This window comes from Caulobacter sp. FWC2 (assembly GCF_002742625.1).
Taxonomy (GTDB): Bacteria; Pseudomonadota; Alphaproteobacteria; order Caulobacterales; family Caulobacteraceae; genus Caulobacter.
Genome location: NZ_PEBF01000001.1, coordinates 1,338,810 through 1,353,924, shown reverse-complemented (window position 1 = coordinate 1,353,924; position 15,115 = coordinate 1,338,810). Strand labels below are relative to the sequence as shown.

Sequence of the window (15,115 nt, the reverse complement as noted above, 5' to 3'; positions counted from 1 at the left end):
ATGGGGGAGAAGACCTTCACCTACGGCAGCGTGTGCAGCGGCATCGAGGCGGCAACGGTCGCCTGGCATCCGCTCGGCTGGAAACCCGCCTTCTTCTCCGAGATCGACGCCTTTCCGCGCGCGGTCCTCGCCCACCACTATCCGGACGTTCCCCTCCATGGCGACTTCACGACGATCCAAGACGGCGACTACGACCCAATCGACCTTCTGGTCGGAGGAACACCTTGCCAAGGCCTGTCCGTCGCTGGACGACGCGGGGGCCTTCGAGATGACCGCTCTGTCCTGGCCCTCGAATATTCTCTCCTGGCTGACCGCCTGCGGCCCCGCTGGCTGGCGTGGGAGAACGTGCCCGGTGCATTCACAACCCGGGACGACGAAGATGACGACGCCATCCCCGGCGAAGACTTTGCAGCTTTTCTCTCGACCCTCGTCCGATGGTCCGTCCAAGTCCCAGAAGGCAGCTTCAAGAACTCTGGAGTTCTCGCTTCCGGGCCTGTCGATGGCGCCTACGGGGTGGCGTGGCGAGTGCTTGACGCTCAGTTTGCCGGAGTTCCACAGCGCCGCCGTCGCATCTTCGTTGTCGGACATCTTGGAGACTGGCGACCTGCCGCCGCAGTACTTTTTGAGCGCGAAAGCCTGTCGCGGTGTTTTGCGCCGTCGCGAGACGAGGGATCGCGGGTTGCCCACACTCTTACGCGAGGTGCTGAGAGCAGTGGGAAAGGCGGATATGCCGGCCGACGCCAGGAAGACGACTTCAACCTGATCCCCGTTGCCTTTGGCGGTAACAACACGGCCGGGCCTATCGACGTCGCGACCGCCGTGACCGCCCACGGCGGACCACACGGACGGCTGGATTTCGACAGCGAAACTTTCATCGTGCAGGCCTTCGACCGGCGCGGCCGGGAAGGTGGAGCGCAACTGGAAGGTCCGCACGACAGCGCCAACATTCGAGCGGCGACTGGCGGAAGCAGCAGCAGTTATCTGGCCTTTTTCACCAAGCTCTGGTGGGCGATCCGGCGCCTGACACCCTTGGAAAAGGAGCGTCTTCAAGGATTTCCGGACCAGTACACCAACATCATTTGGAACGGCCGGAAGGCCAGCGATGGCGCGCGCGGCAAAGCGCTCGGCAATAGCATGGCCGTTCCTGTCATGACCTGGATCGGCCAGCGCATCGCTGCCGTTGAAGCCATGCTCGAAACCATGAGGGCCGCCGCATGAGCCCCCTCCATGACGCTACCAGGTCGGCGGGTCGCGGCGAAGCCGTCGATCAATCGCCTCTCCGGGCTGCAAACAAATCGGACCCTCCCATGACTACTGAACCCACCCTTGAAGAACTGCTGGCTATCGCGAAGGCGGCGAAGAAATCCGAGCCATGCACGGTTTGGCATGACGACTTCATCGCCACCTTCAACCCCGCCTTCGTCCTCTCCCTGCTGGAGCGCGCCCAAGCCGCTGAGGCCCGCGCCAGGATGGCGGAAGAGGCGCTGAAGGCCATCGACGCCGTACGCGTGAACAAGTCCGTCGACAACATCTGGTCGGCCCTGGACCGCGCTCGCGTGATCGCCAAACGCGCCCTGTCGGATCTCAACGCCAAGAAGGAGGCCTAGAGCCATGACGTTCATTGTCCACGGCCCCGACAGCCCCGTCACCAAGGCGCTGTCTACTGCGATCAAAAGCGCCGTTTCTGACACCACCCAGGCCGCCGTAGAGCAGAAATCCCTCGGCGAGAAGCTGTGCGAAGCATCGCGGCCCTACCGTATGTCCTGGGGCGCGCTCACGCCTGCGAGCCAATCAGCCTATGAGAAGACGGCCCTCGCCTTTGCCGCCAACCTCTCGCACGACGAGACCGCTTCAGCAGTTATCGCCACCCAGGCAGAGCGGATCAAGGAACTGGAGGGGGAGCGACGGCGCCATACAGAGCACATGGCCGACTTCGACCGTCGGTACAGCATGGACAGCTCGTCGGACGTGGCGGCGGCGCTCTACTGCGCCCAACGCCTGCTCTCCGGTCAACCGGCTGCGCCCTCCCTGCCGGCCGACGTGGTGGCCTGCGGGTCGGCCGAGTGTTTGGCGAACTGCGACGAAGGCCGAGTTCATGCCAAGTGCTCCACGTCGGCCAAGAAGACCATGACCCTCACCCTGACGGACGAGGAGATGGCGGCGCTGGAAGAGATCGCCAGCGCCAAGGACATGACGCCGCGAACGATCTTCCGGCACGCGCTGAAGGTCTTCCAGTTGGAGGCGCGCGGCATGGCCAAAGTGACGTTCCCTGAAGGCAACCGTCAGGCAGATCTCGCATCTTCGGCCTATCCGGTTTCCGCCCCTCCCCCTGCTGTGGCCGAACAGACCGATAGGGAGGGGTAGATGGCGGCTTCGATGAAACTCACCGACTACTTGGCCGGGATGGCGTCGGCAATGACAGCCGCCGAACTGGAGGCGGCGATCCAGGCTCCCTTCGCAAACCCCTTCCGAGGACCCACCTGGAGCAGGATTTCAAAGGCCATCGTCGAGGCTGGAGCGCGGATATGCGCTGCCCACGAGAACGGCCGTTTTGTTCCGACATTCGGTCCGCGTCGACAACTCGCGGTCTGCGGCGAGGTGTTCAAGGTCGGACGGGGCGGCAATTCGACTGGCGTCCGCTACGCATGGCACTACGCCAAAGAGTGGGCCGTGGCGGTGATGGTCCGGAACGGCCTGACCCAACGCGCAGCTCACGACGTCTGGGATTGGTGGTCTAAATATCCCCACAGATGCTTGCCGATCATCGCCGACGCCCTGGCCGGCAAGATGCCAGACCCCGAAATGGGCAAGCTGATCCGGCACGATCCCACGCCCGGCGGCCGCCCCATCAACTACAGCGTCGAGCGCAATAATGCTGATGTCCATGGCCATCGGGCCAATCAGCCATGCGCTTGTGGTGGAACGCTCTTCGACTGGGGCGCGGGCCATAGCGCAGGGTTCGACTTCATCAACTGGCACTGCAACGCCTGTCCAGGCGTCTTCACCGAGTACGTGACCAAGGATCGGCTCTACGAGATCCGCAGCGCCAAGCCTCCATCTGCCCTCACCAACCCCAAGACCGGAGGCTGACCAATGGCGACCACCCTTCAGCGCCAACTCGACGATGCCGAAGCCACCGTCGAGCGCCTCAAGCTCCAGATCACGCAAGGCCCGTGCATCGAGGCGGGCCACGCCTGGAAGTTCGTGGGCGGCAAGAACGCGGGCTGCAACGACACGTGCTCGTGTTCGGTCCCGGTCCACGTCTGCGAGAAGTGCGGCGATAGCGATTACGGCGAGACCGACGAGGCCAGCGTCATCCGCGACCGCTGCCGGCTCATCTATGAACACGAGGAGGGCTGACCAATGGCCGAAGACCAACTGAAGCCTTGCCCGTTCTGTGGCGGCACGAATCTGAAGATTTCCGAAACGGCGCGCGTCGGTCAAAACGTCACGTGCGTCGACTGTGGGACGAATGGACCGTTCGTTCGTAGCCTCGGCGACCAAGACGAGGCGGCTATCGCCTGGAACCGCCGCGCCCCCGCTGTCTCAGCCGAGCGGCCGGGGCTGGAAGCTGTGGCGAAGAAGGTAGAGCCCGAGGCATTCGCCAGAGCACCGGACGGTTCTTTCATCTACCCGGATCTCGTCCGCGAGGTCGCGCTGGAGCGCGCCGACGACATCTTGGCGCTGTTCTCCGAGACTGGAGCTCTGTGATGCCCAAGCGATCGCTGCCCAGCGGGCTTGTTAGAAGCCGGTCATTTTCTCTGCACCCCACCGATGGACAGGCCGAAAAGTTCGAACAGTTCGCTGGCGTCGCGCGGTTGGTCTACAATCTTGCCTTAGAGCAGAGGACTAATTTCTGGCGCCAATACCTCAGAAGCACCGGCACGCATATCAGCTACGTTACGCAGGACAAGGAAGTCACCCAACTGCGCGCTGAGATAGACTGGGTCGCGGCAGTACCAACGGACGTCACCTCAGCAGCCCTTCGTGATCTTCATCTTGCGTTTGCCGCCTTTATGTCGGGGAAGAAAGGTTACCCGGCGTTTCGAAGCAAAGAGAAGACCGTCTCATTCCGCGTGCGAGGGCGCGAGACGCCGATCAGGGCGCTGAATGCAAAGTGGTCTGAGATCCGTCTGCCCAAAATTGGATGGGTGAAATTTCGCTGCACCAGGATGATCGAAGTCGCCAAGAGTGTCACTGTCTCAAGAAGTGGTGACCAATGGCGCCTGTGCATCGCCTGTGAGACGGCGAGCAAGCCGTCCGCGCCTAAGGCCGCGATCGGCATCGATAGGGGCGTCGCCAATACTCTGGCGCTGTCTACCGGCGAACTTGCCCAATTACCGGGAGAGATTCCGCGCCTAGTCGAGCGCAGGAAGCGTGCGCAGAAGGCACTCTCCCGCAAGGTGCGGAGATCGAAGCGCTATGCCCGCCAGCGCGAGCGCGTCCGCGCGCTTGCCGGCCGCATCGCGGCAGTCCGCAATGACTGGCTGCACCGCCAGACCCGCAAGATCTCGACCAGCTTCAACCACGTTGCCCTGGAGGCCCTGCGCGTGACAGCCATGACGGCGAGCGCTAAGGGCACGGTCGAACAGCCAGGCCGTAACGTAGCGCAGAAGCGCGGATTGAACCGGGCGATCCTTGAGCAAGCCTGGGGCATCTTCGCCCGTCAGCTCGAATACAAGGTCGAGGAACGCGGCGGCCTGCTGGTCTACGTGAACCCCGCTTACACCTCCCAAACCTGCTCCGCGTGCGGGGTCGTAGACGCCAGGAGCCGCGAAAGCCAAGCGGTCTTCAGGTGCGTCGCATGCGGCCACGGTGAACACGCGGATGTGGGGGCGGCGAAGGAGATCCTGCGCCGAAGCACGGCGTGTCTGGACGTGGAGGGTGCGCGTAGGCGGCCCGCTGAAGCGTCAACCAAAGGAGTTGCGGCATGACCGACAACTACCAAAACCGCAGCGATGCGGGGATGCTGATGCAGGGTGAAGCCGTGAGCCTGACAAAAATCCAGAAGGGCTTTCTCGCCGACTTGTTCGAGGATGCCGATTATCCGTTTGTCGAGTGCCACCGCCATGAATGGCGGACTGCCAAGTCGCTTGAGGCGCGCGGGCTGATCAAAATCACCGGAGAAAGGTCCGAGTTCGGAACCTTTGAAGCCCGGGGCCTGCCCGCCGGCCGCGCCGCTCTTACCCAGGAGACGCCCGATGCACGCTGAGCTGAGAGAGAAGGTGGCGCGACAGCTGGCGGTGCTTAAGGGCCACCATAACCTTGAACGCATCATCGTCATGGCGGGAGGCATTCGCGTTCCGCTTTGGAAGCACTACCTCAAAGACGCCGACGCCATCATCGCCACCCTCCGAGACGCGCTTCTAAGCGATGAGGTGGTGGAAGTGGGGGCGCGGGGCCTGACTGGCGCTCGCTGGGAAGTCGGCCACCGGATCGTCAAGGGCGAGAAGCTGGGCGCCAAGGAGACGGCGCGCATCGAAAGCCACGCCACCCTGTCGGCGGCCTGCGCTGTCCTTCTCCGCGCCCTTCAGACCAAGGAGAGCGGACATGGGGGCTGAGACCTTCACGCTCTCGACGATCAGCGACCACGAGGCCGCCGAGCGTCTGGGCTTCCCGCTGCGGACGATCCGCGCCGCCATCGACAAAAACGGACTGTGCCTGCGGGCCGGCCGCCGCCGGCGCCTAACGCCGACCCAGTTCCAAGCACTTCAAGAGGTTCTTACCCCGATATGCCGCTCAAGCTCTACGAAAGGCCGAACGGCATCTACCACATCCGGGGCACCGTCCAGGGGAGACGTGTTGACGAGAGCGCTCGCACTCGCATCCGCTCCGAAGCCGAAGCTATCAGGGCGCAGCTCGAGGCGGACCTCTTCAAGCGCGCGGTCTATGGCGACAAGTCGGTAGCGACCTTCGCTGAGGCGGCGACGGTCTACATGGAGGCCGGGCGTCCCACAGATCACCTCGCTGCCCTGATTTCCGAGATCGGCCTGACGAAGCTCTCCGACATCGACCAGAACTTCGTCGATCGCCTAGCCAAGCGGATGAAGCCAGGCGCGGCACCGGCCACCCTTATTCGGCAGATCTATACGCCGATTTCAGCCGTCATGAACTTCGTGGCGCCCAAGCTCTGTGACCCGGTGAAGTTCGCCAAGCCGAAGGGGGCCGGCGCTCGCGTCGACCAGATGTCTCCGGCTGAGGTCGAGATCATGCTCGGCTTCCTGCCGCCGCACCTTCGGGATCTAGTGACCTTCTACATCGCGACCGGTTGCCGAGCGACGGAAGCCCTGAACCTCGAATGGCGGGACGTGTCGCCGGACGGCCAGCGCGTCGTGTTCTGGGAGACGAAGGGTGGTTACGCGCGCGGCGTCGACCTCCAACGCCGGGCGCGCGCCGCACTGCCGAAGCGGCCGGAGAGCGGCGAGGGCTTTGTCTGGCTCAACAGCGACGGCGAGCCGTGGTCGGCCTACGACTCCGTCAACACGACCCTCAAGAAGCACTGCTCCAGGCGAAAGCCGAACGGCGAGTTCATCCCGTTCAAGGAGCGCGCCAACTACGACGGGCCGACCTTCCGTCCGGTGCATTGCCACCTCTTCCGCCACACCTGGGCAACCTGGGCCTATGCCGTGACCCGCGACCTGACCCTGCTTATGTCGCAGGGTGGGTGGAAGTCTGTGGCCATGGTCATGCGTTACGCCCACACCGCGAGCCCGGACCTGGCGCAGGCGGTCAAGCGGGCGGGCTGGGAGATCACTCCGCGCAATGGCCGGCGTTGAGGAGATTTGGGAGGTCTGAGGGAGGTCGATTTTTAGACCACACGCAACGCCTTATGCTATAAGGTTTCGCGAGATTGGCGCTCAACATTGGTAAGGCTGAGGTCCAGGGTTCGAGTCCCTGTCGTGGCACCATGGGGATCCAAGCATAGCTTGGATCCCCACCATTCCCTGAAATTTCAAACCGTTCGAAGCCGACGCGTGAAACGTATGACGGCTGGACGAAGCTCGTTGCTCGACACGCCCTAGCGACGCAGCGCGCCGCGCAAGGCGAGTGCGGTCAGGCGCTGGCGGAGACCTCTGGGCCTGTCCAGGCCAAGGCGCTTCAAGGCCGCCCCATCGTCGCCCTTGGCCCGCAGGCCTTCCAGAACCAGGCCGAGCAGGGCGTTCGGCTCGGTCTGCGCCGCCTTTAGCCGGCCTAGCGTCGGAAGCAGGCTCTCCTCGAGCGGATTGAAATCGGAGCCGAACGGGAGCAGCGGCGCAAGGCCCGCCGCCTTGGCCGGCGCCAGCGCCTCGGCGATGCGCTCGGGCGAGTTGTCGCGGACCTCGGCTGGCAGGACGTAACCGCGTTCCAGCTTGCCGGCGGCCTTGGCCTTTTCAAGCAACGCGGACTGGAAGCGGCTGTCGGCCACCTTCAACAGGGCGACGATCACGTCGCGGTCGGTCAGCCCGCGCAGGTCGGCGACGCCGTATTCGGTGATGACGATGTCGCGCAGGTGGCGCGGGATGGTGCCGTGGCCGTATGACCACAGGACATTCGAGCGAGCCGCCTTCCCTGCGCCGCGTACGGCGTCCAGGGTGATGACCGAGCGCGCGTCCTCCAGCGCGAAGGCCTGGGCCACGAAGTTGTACTGTCCGCCCACCCCGCTGACGACGCGGCCGTCCTCCAGGCCGTCCGAGACCACCGCGCCCAGCAGGGTGACCATCATGGCGGTGTTGATGAAGCGGGCGTCGACGCGGGCGATGCGCTTGGCGGCCTCGTCGCCATAGAGTTCGTTGATTCCGGAGATCGCCTGCATCTGGAACTTGGCGCGATCCGCCGCCGGCATCACGCGCAGGGCCTCGTAGAAGGCGCGCGGACCCAGGAAGAAGCCGCCGTGCAGCACCGCCCCGTCGACCTCGCGCTTCAGCACGCCAGCCTTCCAGAGGTCGAGAAGGCAGTCGACGAACATCTCCGTGGCGGCGTACAGCCCCCGCTCGAACGGTTCGCCGTGCTGCGGTGGCGCGGCGGCGGGTGACAGGCGCTTGAGGGTGTCGCGAAAGCCGTCAGGGTCGCGATGACGAACGATCAGCCCTTGCACCACGGCATCGCTGATCGAGCCGATGCCCATCTGGATCGTGCCGCCGTCCGGGATCAGGCCCGCCGCGTGGAAACCGATCGCGTAGTGGGCGTCGGTGATCGGCTCCTTGGGCGGGGCGAACAGCGGGAACTGCACGGCCGGCCCGTCCAGCAGGTGGCTGAACGCCGAGGCCGGCAGGTCGCCGTCGCCCGGCATGAATGGCAGCGCGTCATTGACCTGGCCGACCAGCAGGAAGTCGGCCTTGCCCGCCTGGCGCGCGGCCAGCAGGTCCAAGGTGATGTCGGTGTTGCAGGACAGGCTGAAACGATCGCCGTCCTTGGCCACCAGTTGGGCCACGACATTGACCCCCCGATCCAGAAGATAGCGCGCCGCGTGGGTATAGTTGGCCGAGATGTAGCTGCGCTGGGCGCTCTCGACGCCCAGCCGTGTGCCCGCCTGGAAGAAGAACTCGTCGACCTGGATATTGTCCGGCAGGGCGTCGCGGCGCTGGACCTCGGCATAGGCCAGGGCCGGATAGCCGCCCAGGGTCCGCGCGATCACCGGTCCAAGGAAGGCCGCCTCGAGTTCCGACTTGGGGCGCGGCGGTTCCAGGGTCAGGGCGGTGAAGATGTGCAGGTGCAGCGACCGATCGGCCATAGCCCGGGCGAACAGGACGTTGACCACGTGGTTGGCCTTGCCCAGGCCCAGCGGCAGGCCCAGCACGATGCGTCGGCCCACCTTGGCGATGATGGCGTCGGCCAGGACTTCCGGGTCGGTGAAGCGGTCCGTCATGCCTCCAGCTTGGACCAGCCTTCCGCCGGCCGGAAGCGTTCGCCGTACTTACGGGCGAGATCCTCCAGCCTCGCCTTGACCTCGGCGACGCCGCGCTGGCGCGCATAGCGCAGCGGACCGCCTCGGAACGGCGCGAAGCCGGCCCCGAAGATCATCGCCGCGTCGATCACGTCCGGATCCTCCGAGACGCCGTCGCCCAGCAAGGCCGCGCAGGTGTTGAGCAGGGGCAGGATCAAGCGGTCGGCCATGTCCGGATCGTGCTCGGCGGCGTTGGGCGCCTTGACCGGATGGCCGCCCGACCAGACATAGAGCCCCTCGCCCGTCTTCTTGCCGAGCTGCTTGTGCTCGACCTTGTCACGCAGCCATTGCGGGGCGTCGGGCATGTCCCACTTCAGCTCGCGCTTCAGCATGTCGGCCACGGCCAGGCAGATATCGAGACCGACCTGATCAGCCAGCTCGATCGGCCCCATCGGCATGCCGAACCGCTCGGCGGCCTTGTCGATCGTCTCCTTGGCCACGCCTTCGTCCAGCATGGCCATGGCCTCGACCAGGTAGGGCGTCAGGGCGCGGTTGACGATGAAGCCCGGCGCGCTCCTGGCGGGGGCCGGCAGGCGATCGATCGACCCGGCGAAGGCCCGGGCCGCCTTCTCCACCTCAGCGTCGAGACCATCGTGGCGCACCACCTCGACCAGTTGCATGCGCGAGACCGGGTTGAAGAAGTGCAGGCCGACCAGCCGCTCGGGGCGTTGCAGGCCCTCGCGCAGGGTCTCCAGCGGGATGGACGAGGTGTTGGTGGCCAGGATCGCGCCCGGCTTCATCAGCGGCTCGATCTTGGCGTACAGGCTCTTCTTGAGGTCGACCTTCTCCGGCGCGGCCTCGATGACCACATCGGCCGAGCGCGCGCCCTCGCCCTTCAGATCGGGGATCAGGCGGTCCAGCGCGTCGCGGACCTTCAGGTGATCATCATGCCCGACCTTGCCGTACAGCTCGGCGGCGCGCTTGATCGCCCCGCCGATCGGCTCCGGCTTCACGTCGGTCAGGGTGACGGTCAGACCGCTCCAGGCGCACCAGGCGGCGATGTCGCCGCCCATGGCCCCCGCCCCGATCACGTGGACGCGGGAGATCTGCCCGCCCTCCCCCGCCAAGCCTTTCAGAGTCTCGCGCAGGAAGAAGACGCGGATCAGGTTCTGGGCCGTCTCCGAGACTATCAGCCGAGCGAACGAGCCGATCTCGGCGGCCTTCATGGTCTCGAAGTCGCCGCCGTGGCGCTCCCAGAGGTCGATCAGGGCGCTGGGGGCCGGATAGTGCTCGGGCCGCGCCTGCTTCCTGGCTTCGTCGCGCATGCGGCCAGCGGCCAGGCGACGGGCCGGGGCGCTGTCCTTGAGCCGGGCGATCAGGCTCTGGCCGTCACCGCGCAGATCGCCGCGAATGGCCGCGTTAACCGCCGCGCGGACGTGGCGCTCGGGCACGACGGCGTCCACCAGGCCCAGGGCCTTGGCCTTCTTGGCCGCGATGGTCTTGCCGGTCAGCATGAAGCTCATGGCCTGCAGCGGATCGATCAGCCGCGTGAACCGCGCCGTGCCGCCCAGGCCTGGATGCAAGCCCAGCTGGATCTCCGGAAAGCCGAACCTGGCGCCGTCGACGGCAATGCGGACCTTGCAGGCCAGCGCCACCTCCAGACCGCCGCCCAGGGCGTAGCCGTGGACCACCGCGATGGTCTGGTAGGGCTGGCCATCAAGGCGATCCACGATGGCGTGGGCGCGGGCCATGCGCTGCTCGACCTCGCCGACGTCATTGGCGCCGCGGAACTGGCTAACGTCGGCGCCCGCGATGAAGCCCGACGGCTTGGCCGAACGGATCACCAGGGCGACGGGGCGGTCGGCCTGCATCAGGTCCAGGATCTGATCCAACTCGCCTAACACCGCGTCGTCCAGCGTGTTGGCGCTGACCTCGGCCTTGTCTAGCACCGCCCAGGCGACGCCGTCCGAGTCTCGCGCCATTCGCCAGTGCGTCAGGCCATAGTCGTTCATCGCCGCCGGCCCCAGGTCGAGGTCGCGGGGCTTCAAGAGGGTCAGGGCGCGGTCTTGCATGACGATTTCCTCTAGACCCGCTCGATCAGCATGGCGCCGCCCTGGCCGCCGCCGATGCACTCGGTGGCGATGCCGCGCTTCAGGTCCAGGCGCTCCAGGGTGTTGATCAGGTGCAGCACGATGCGGTTGCCGCTGGCCCCGACCGGGTGACCCAGACTGACGGCGCCGCCATCGACGTTCAGGCGGTCGCGGTCGATCGCCCCGGCCGCGCCTGGCAGGCCCAGCACCTCCCGGCAGAAGCCCTCGTCCTCCCACGCAGCCAGGCAGGCCAGCACCTGCACGGCGAAGGCCTCGTTCAGCTCCCAGAGCTCGATGTCCTGCAATTGGAGCCCCGCGCGCTGAAGGAGCGGCGTCGAAGCCAGCACCGGCCCCAGGCCCATGATCGAGGGATCCAACGCTGCCCATTCGCTGTCGAGGATCACGGCGCGCGGCTTCAGACCATGCTTCCGCACCGCCTCTTCGGACGCCAGGATCACCCAGGACGCGCCGTCGGTGATCTGCGAGCTGTTGCCAGGCGTCACCTTGCCGAAGGGGCGCTCAAAGGCCGGCTTCAGAGTCGCGAGCGTCTCGACGCTGCTATCAGGGCGTACGCCGTCGTCGTGGTCGTAGATTGTCCCGTCGCGGGCGAAGGCGGGTTCGACCTCGCCCGACAGCCAGCCGGCGCTCTGGGCCTTGGCCAAGCGCTGGTGGCTCTCGACGGCATAGGCGTCGGCGGCCTCGCGGCTGAGGTCGAAATAGTGCGCCAGCACCTCGGCGGTCTGGCCCATGTCGAGGTCGGTGATCGGGTCGGTCAGGCCGCGCTCCAGTCCAACGACGGGCTGCAACATGTCGGGTCGGAAGCCGGCCATGGCCTTGACCTTATCGATCGGAGCCTTGGCGCCCTGCAGGCTCGACAACCACTCGACCGCCGATTGTTTCAAGACCAGCGGCGCGTGGCTGAGCGCTTCGGCGCCGCCGGCCAGGATCAGGTCGGACGAGCCCTCGCGGATGTAGCGATAGGCGGTGTCGATCGACTGCATGCCAGAGCCGCAGTTGATGGCCACGGTGAAGGCGGTCATTTCGGGTCCGCAGCCCAGGCGCAGGGCGGCCACCCGCGCAGGGTTCTGCTCGTCGGCGATGACGTTGACGCAGCCGAGGATCACCTGGTCGAAGGCGTCCGGCGCGAACGGTTGGCGCAGCAGCAGTGGCCGTCCGCACTGGACGGCGAGGTCGACGGGCGTGAACGGCCCCGGCGCGCCCCGGGCCTTCAGGAACGGCGTCCGCGCGCCATCAATGAGATAGACACGTCGACCGGGCGCGACCGGGCCGGAAACGACTGAGCTTGGGCTTCGGGCGTTCATCACGGTCCCCTGACTGTACGGCCTTAAAACGCCGGACGGCCAAGGTCGCTCCGCGCCTATTCCGCCTTTCGCGGTTCGGCGTTCGCGCCGAACGCGACCACGGCCGCATCGCCTTCCGCCGGCCATTCCTGGGCGATGACTTGGGGCGCTTGTCTAACCACGTAGATCTTTCCGCCATGAGCGAGCGTTCCATTAGGCTCGGCCAAACGGAAGACGTCGCCGGTCTCAAGTTGTGAGATAACAGCATCCTTCCAGTGGTTCTCGCCGATGAGCACTTGCACCCACCGCGTCTTGCTCGCCGCTATCATGAAATAATTGTAATGTTACTGCTCGCCCAGCCGAGTCAGACACATTTCTGACAAGCATTATCGCGCGATGCCAGGGGACTCCCGGGATATTGCGCGATCCTGTCCGATCTTTAATGCAGCGCCCCCGCCCAACCCTGGCGCGAGAAGCGCAGGATGGTCGCCGATCGGAACGGGGTCCCAGGCCGCAGGACCGTTGACGGGAAGGCCGTCTGGTTGGGACTGTCGGGCAGGTGCTGGGTCTCGAAGGCCAGGCCCGCATAGCGAGGATAGGCCACGCCTTCCGAACCCGTTTCGCTGCCGTCGAAACCGTTGCCGCTGTTGAGCTGCACCGACGGCTCGGTGGTCAGCACCATCATGCGCCGACCGCTGGCGGGATCATCGATCCAGCCGACGGGGGTCGGCTTGGCGGTCACGGCGTCGCGCACGACGAGGCTGTGATCTAGACCGTTCGACGAGGCCAGCAAGGGATCGTCCAGCCGCAGGACGTCGCCCAGCCGCTTGGGTGTGCGAAAGTCCAGCACCGTGCCCGCCACTGACGGCAGCTTGCCAGTCGGCGCCTTGCGCGCGTCGACCTCGGCGTAGCGGTCGGCGTCGATCTGGACGCGATGATCCGCGATAGTTCCCGCCCCGGCTCCGGCCAGGTTGAAGAAGGCGTGATTGTGAGGTTGATGACCGTCGGCGCGGTGGTCTCGGCGAGGTATTCGATACGCAGTTCGTTGGACTTGCGCATCAGGCGATAGGTCACCGTCAGCCGCAACGCGCCAGGAAAGCCCTGGTCGCCGGCGGGGCTCAGCAGGAGGTAGCGGACACCGACGGACTGTCGATCCGAGATCGGCGCGCTGGACAACGCCCGCTTGTCATAGCCATGCGAGCCGCCGTGCAGGGTCATGTTGTTGCGGCCCGCCTCAAGGGCGTGGGTCTCGCCGTCCAGCGTGAAGCGCGCGTCGGTGATACGCCCGGCATAACGGCCGATCACCGCGCCGTAGCGGCGCTGATTGGTCTCGTAGGCGCCGATGTCGGTACGGTTCAGCACGACATTGACGAACTTGCCCTCCCGGTCGGGCGTCTCGATCGCGGTCAAGGTGGCGCCAAAGTCGATCGCCGCGACGCTCATGCCCAGGTCGTTGCGCAGCACCGTCTTGACGATGGCGACGCCGTCCCGGGTCTTGCCGAAAGGCATGCGACGGACCTCGGCGGCGTGGGCCGCGCCGGCGATCACGAGCATCGCGATCAGCGCCGTCGCCGCGCCCGTGCGGCCTATACGCTTAGCGAGATCAGGCATCGACCCAGAGCACCGGCTGACGAAGCGGATAGTTGCGGATGATCTCGGCTTCCGTCGGATCCGGATCAAGCCGTTTCCAGAGGTCGAGGTAGTCCTGACGCTTCAAGGCGAGGCCGCCGAACAGCAGGCTGGGCTGGCGGACCGGCCAGCCGTCCCAGGCCTCGACATCCGGTGGCTTTGGCCAAGTCGTCTTGTCGGCGATGAATGGGGCCATGTAGGCCAGAGCATCGGCGATCGAGCCGCCGGTCTCACCCTTGAAGGTCCAGAAGTTGTCGCCCGGCGTCGACATCACCCAGGCGCAGGCGGCCAGGACATCCAGGTTGAACAGGCAGTAACCGTAGGGCTTGGTGCGGGCGAGCTCCAGCGGCTGGGCGCCGTCGGCGGCGATCTGGCCAGGGACCAACGCCTTGATCCGGCCCCGCGCCACGTCCAGTTCGGCCTCACGGCCTGTCAGTTGCGCGAACACGGCCGCCTGCAGCGCCCAGCAGGTGCCGTGATTGTTCTTCTGGTTGCGCTCGTCGACGCCATTGGCCGAACTAGCCATCCAACTGAGGTAGGCGTCGAACCAGGCGACGGTCGGGGCGTAGACGCTCACTTTGGGCCGCGCGGCCATAAGCACCGAGACCGCCCGCGCGACCTCGACGAGATGCAGCGTGTCGATGACGCCGATGCCCCTGCCCGTATTCACGCCGATGATCGCCTGGGCGTGTTCCAGGTTCGGGTTCATCCGGGTTTCGGGCGTGACAAACCATGCCCGCAGATGCTTCTCGGCATGCGCGGCGTAGCGGGGGTCCTTGGTCACCTTATAGGCCGCCGCCAAGGCCGGCAGCTGGACGCCCAGCCGGATCACCGCGTCGCGGTGGGCGGTGAACTTGTCGGGATTGGAGTAGCCGTCCTTGCGGATGTACGGCCCGTTCGGATGGGCCGGGTCGGGCCACCAGTAGTCGGCCTCGGAATAGTAGTCGTGCCGACCGCCGGGGCTGCGCGGGGCGGCGAAGGCGGTGATCGTCAGCGGCGCTTCGCCCAGATAGCGTTCGGCGGCCTTGACGATCCGGGCCCGGTCGATGACCGCGATGTCGAGCGGAGCCGCCCGCGCGCGCCCGAACGCCGTCAGCGCCAGGGCTGTCCCGAGGAAGAAGTCGCGTCGGTTCATGGATGGGCTCCGAACGAGGGCGTGCGCGACGGATAAAAGGGTCCCGCGTCCCCGCGGCGCCTTGCCGGGGGATCATCTGTCGGTCAGGAGCTCCGCG

15 protein-coding genes and 1 pseudogene are annotated in these 15,115 nt (G+C 66.0%); 10 read left to right on the top strand and 6 right to left on the bottom strand.

Annotation, left to right across the window (positions count from 1 at the left end; translation table 11 throughout):
* The 10 genes from CSW62_RS06480 to CSW62_RS06435 all read left to right on the top strand — a co-directional run bounded on the left by CSW62_RS06480 (window position 1) and on the right by CSW62_RS06435 (window position 6,776).
* Complete coding sequence (locus CSW62_RS06480) at window positions 1-1,218, top strand: DNA cytosine methyltransferase (protein WP_099576343.1); 1,218 nt, start codon at window positions 1-3, stop codon at window positions 1,216-1,218.
* Window positions 1,219-1,307: 89 nt separating this feature from the next.
* Entirely contained in the window at window positions 1,308-1,607 is a 300-nt protein-coding gene (locus CSW62_RS06475) for a hypothetical protein (protein WP_099576342.1), read from the top strand.
* A 4-nt stretch (window positions 1,608-1,611) separates the two neighbouring features.
* On the top strand, window positions 1,612-2,364 hold the full coding sequence (locus CSW62_RS06470; protein WP_099576341.1) for a hypothetical protein: 753 nt from the start codon (window positions 1,612-1,614) through the stop codon (window positions 2,362-2,364).
* Window positions 2,365-3,090 (top strand): hypothetical protein, encoded by a 726-nt coding sequence (locus CSW62_RS06465; protein WP_099576340.1) that lies wholly within the window; start codon window positions 2,365-2,367, stop codon window positions 3,088-3,090.
* A gap of 3 nt (window positions 3,091-3,093) precedes the next feature.
* Entirely contained in the window at window positions 3,094-3,360 is a 267-nt protein-coding gene (locus CSW62_RS06460) for a hypothetical protein (protein WP_099576339.1), read from the top strand.
* Between the two features lie 3 nt (window positions 3,361-3,363).
* Window positions 3,364-3,711 (top strand): Lar family restriction alleviation protein, encoded by a 348-nt coding sequence (locus CSW62_RS06455; RefSeq protein ID WP_099576338.1) that lies wholly within the window; start codon window positions 3,364-3,366, stop codon window positions 3,709-3,711.
* Window positions 3,711-4,934 carry an RNA-guided endonuclease TnpB family protein gene (locus tag CSW62_RS06450; protein ID WP_099576337.1) on the top strand — a complete coding sequence of 408 codons (1,224 nt, stop codon included), beginning with the start codon at window positions 3,711-3,713 and terminating at the stop codon, window positions 4,932-4,934. The genes CSW62_RS06455 and CSW62_RS06450 overlap by 1 nt, the downstream gene beginning before the upstream one ends.
* A complete protein-coding gene (locus tag CSW62_RS06445; protein ID WP_099576336.1) occupies window positions 4,931-5,212 on the top strand; it encodes a hypothetical protein in 282 nt (93 codons plus the stop codon). Before CSW62_RS06450 ends, CSW62_RS06445 begins: the two co-directional genes overlap by 4 nt.
* The gene (locus CSW62_RS06440; RefSeq protein ID WP_099576335.1) at window positions 5,202-5,561 is read left to right on the top strand and encodes a hypothetical protein; all 360 of its coding nucleotides are present in this window, start codon (window positions 5,202-5,204) and stop codon (window positions 5,559-5,561) included. The genes CSW62_RS06445 and CSW62_RS06440 overlap by 11 nt, the downstream gene beginning before the upstream one ends.
* A gap of 171 nt (window positions 5,562-5,732) precedes the next feature.
* The gene (locus CSW62_RS06435) at window positions 5,733-6,776 is read left to right on the top strand and encodes a site-specific integrase (RefSeq protein ID WP_099576334.1); all 1,044 of its coding nucleotides are present in this window, start codon (window positions 5,733-5,735) and stop codon (window positions 6,774-6,776) included.
* Between the two features lie 242 nt (window positions 6,777-7,018).
* On the opposite strand, the gene CSW62_RS06430 is transcribed toward CSW62_RS06435, so the two are convergent.
* From CSW62_RS06430 to CSW62_RS06400, 6 genes and pseudogenes are all read right to left on the bottom strand, one after another.
* Window positions 7,019-8,845, bottom strand: coding sequence for an acetyl-CoA hydrolase/transferase C-terminal domain-containing protein (locus CSW62_RS06430; RefSeq protein ID WP_099576333.1), 1,827 nt, complete (start codon window positions 8,843-8,845; stop codon window positions 7,019-7,021).
* Window positions 8,842-10,935, bottom strand: a complete 2,094-nt coding sequence (locus CSW62_RS06425; protein ID WP_099576332.1) for a 3-hydroxyacyl-CoA dehydrogenase NAD-binding domain-containing protein — start codon at window positions 10,933-10,935, stop codon at window positions 8,842-8,844. The genes CSW62_RS06430 and CSW62_RS06425 overlap by 4 nt, the downstream gene beginning before the upstream one ends.
* 11 nt (window positions 10,936-10,946) lie before the next feature.
* The gene (locus CSW62_RS06420) at window positions 10,947-12,275 is read right to left on the bottom strand and encodes an acetyl-CoA C-acetyltransferase (protein ID WP_099576331.1); all 1,329 of its coding nucleotides are present in this window, start codon (window positions 12,273-12,275) and stop codon (window positions 10,947-10,949) included.
* A gap of 56 nt (window positions 12,276-12,331) precedes the next feature.
* Window positions 12,332-12,556 (bottom strand): hypothetical protein, encoded by a 225-nt coding sequence (locus tag CSW62_RS06415; RefSeq protein WP_143324342.1) that lies wholly within the window; start codon window positions 12,554-12,556, stop codon window positions 12,332-12,334.
* 137 nt (window positions 12,557-12,693) lie between these two features.
* Window positions 12,694-13,697, bottom strand: a pseudogene (locus tag CSW62_RS26825) (aldose epimerase family protein).
* A 160-nt stretch (window positions 13,698-13,857) separates the two neighbouring features.
* Entirely contained in the window at window positions 13,858-15,018 is a 1,161-nt protein-coding gene (locus CSW62_RS06400; RefSeq protein ID WP_099576327.1) for an alginate lyase family protein, read from the bottom strand.
* Between the last annotated feature and the right edge of the window lie 97 nt (window positions 15,019-15,115).

Excerpts from the sequence above, each read along its gene's own strand:
- CSW62_RS06455 (WP_099576338.1), top strand. The coding sequence starts at position 3,364 with ATGGCCGAAGACCAACTGAAGCCTTGCCCGTTCTGTGGCGGCACGAAT.
- CSW62_RS06450 (WP_099576337.1), top strand. The coding sequence starts at position 3,711 with ATGCCCAAGCGATCGCTGCCCAGCGGGCTTGTTAGAAGCCGGTCATTT.
- CSW62_RS06435 (WP_099576334.1), top strand. The coding sequence starts at position 5,733 with ATGCCGCTCAAGCTCTACGAAAGGCCGAACGGCATCTACCACATCCGG.
- CSW62_RS06420 (WP_099576331.1), bottom strand. The coding sequence starts at position 12,275 with ATGAACGCCCGAAGCCCAAGCTCAGTCGTTTCCGGCCCGGTCGCGCCC.
- CSW62_RS06440 (WP_099576335.1), top strand. The coding sequence starts at position 5,202 with ATGCACGCTGAGCTGAGAGAGAAGGTGGCGCGACAGCTGGCGGTGCTT.
- CSW62_RS06400 (WP_099576327.1), bottom strand. The coding sequence starts at position 15,018 with ATGAACCGACGCGACTTCTTCCTCGGGACAGCCCTGGCGCTGACGGCG.
- CSW62_RS06480 (WP_099576343.1), top strand. The coding sequence starts at position 1 with ATGGGGGAGAAGACCTTCACCTACGGCAGCGTGTGCAGCGGCATCGAG.
- CSW62_RS06425 (WP_099576332.1), bottom strand. The coding sequence starts at position 10,935 with ATGCAAGACCGCGCCCTGACCCTCTTGAAGCCCCGCGACCTCGACCTG.
- CSW62_RS06465 (WP_099576340.1), top strand. The coding sequence starts at position 2,365 with ATGGCGGCTTCGATGAAACTCACCGACTACTTGGCCGGGATGGCGTCG.
- CSW62_RS06475 (WP_099576342.1), top strand. The coding sequence starts at position 1,308 with ATGACTACTGAACCCACCCTTGAAGAACTGCTGGCTATCGCGAAGGCG.
- CSW62_RS06460 (WP_099576339.1), top strand. The coding sequence starts at position 3,094 with ATGGCGACCACCCTTCAGCGCCAACTCGACGATGCCGAAGCCACCGTC.
- CSW62_RS06430 (WP_099576333.1), bottom strand. The coding sequence starts at position 8,845 with ATGACGGACCGCTTCACCGACCCGGAAGTCCTGGCCGACGCCATCATC.
- CSW62_RS06445 (WP_099576336.1), top strand. The coding sequence starts at position 4,931 with ATGACCGACAACTACCAAAACCGCAGCGATGCGGGGATGCTGATGCAG.
- CSW62_RS06470 (WP_099576341.1), top strand. The coding sequence starts at position 1,612 with ATGACGTTCATTGTCCACGGCCCCGACAGCCCCGTCACCAAGGCGCTG.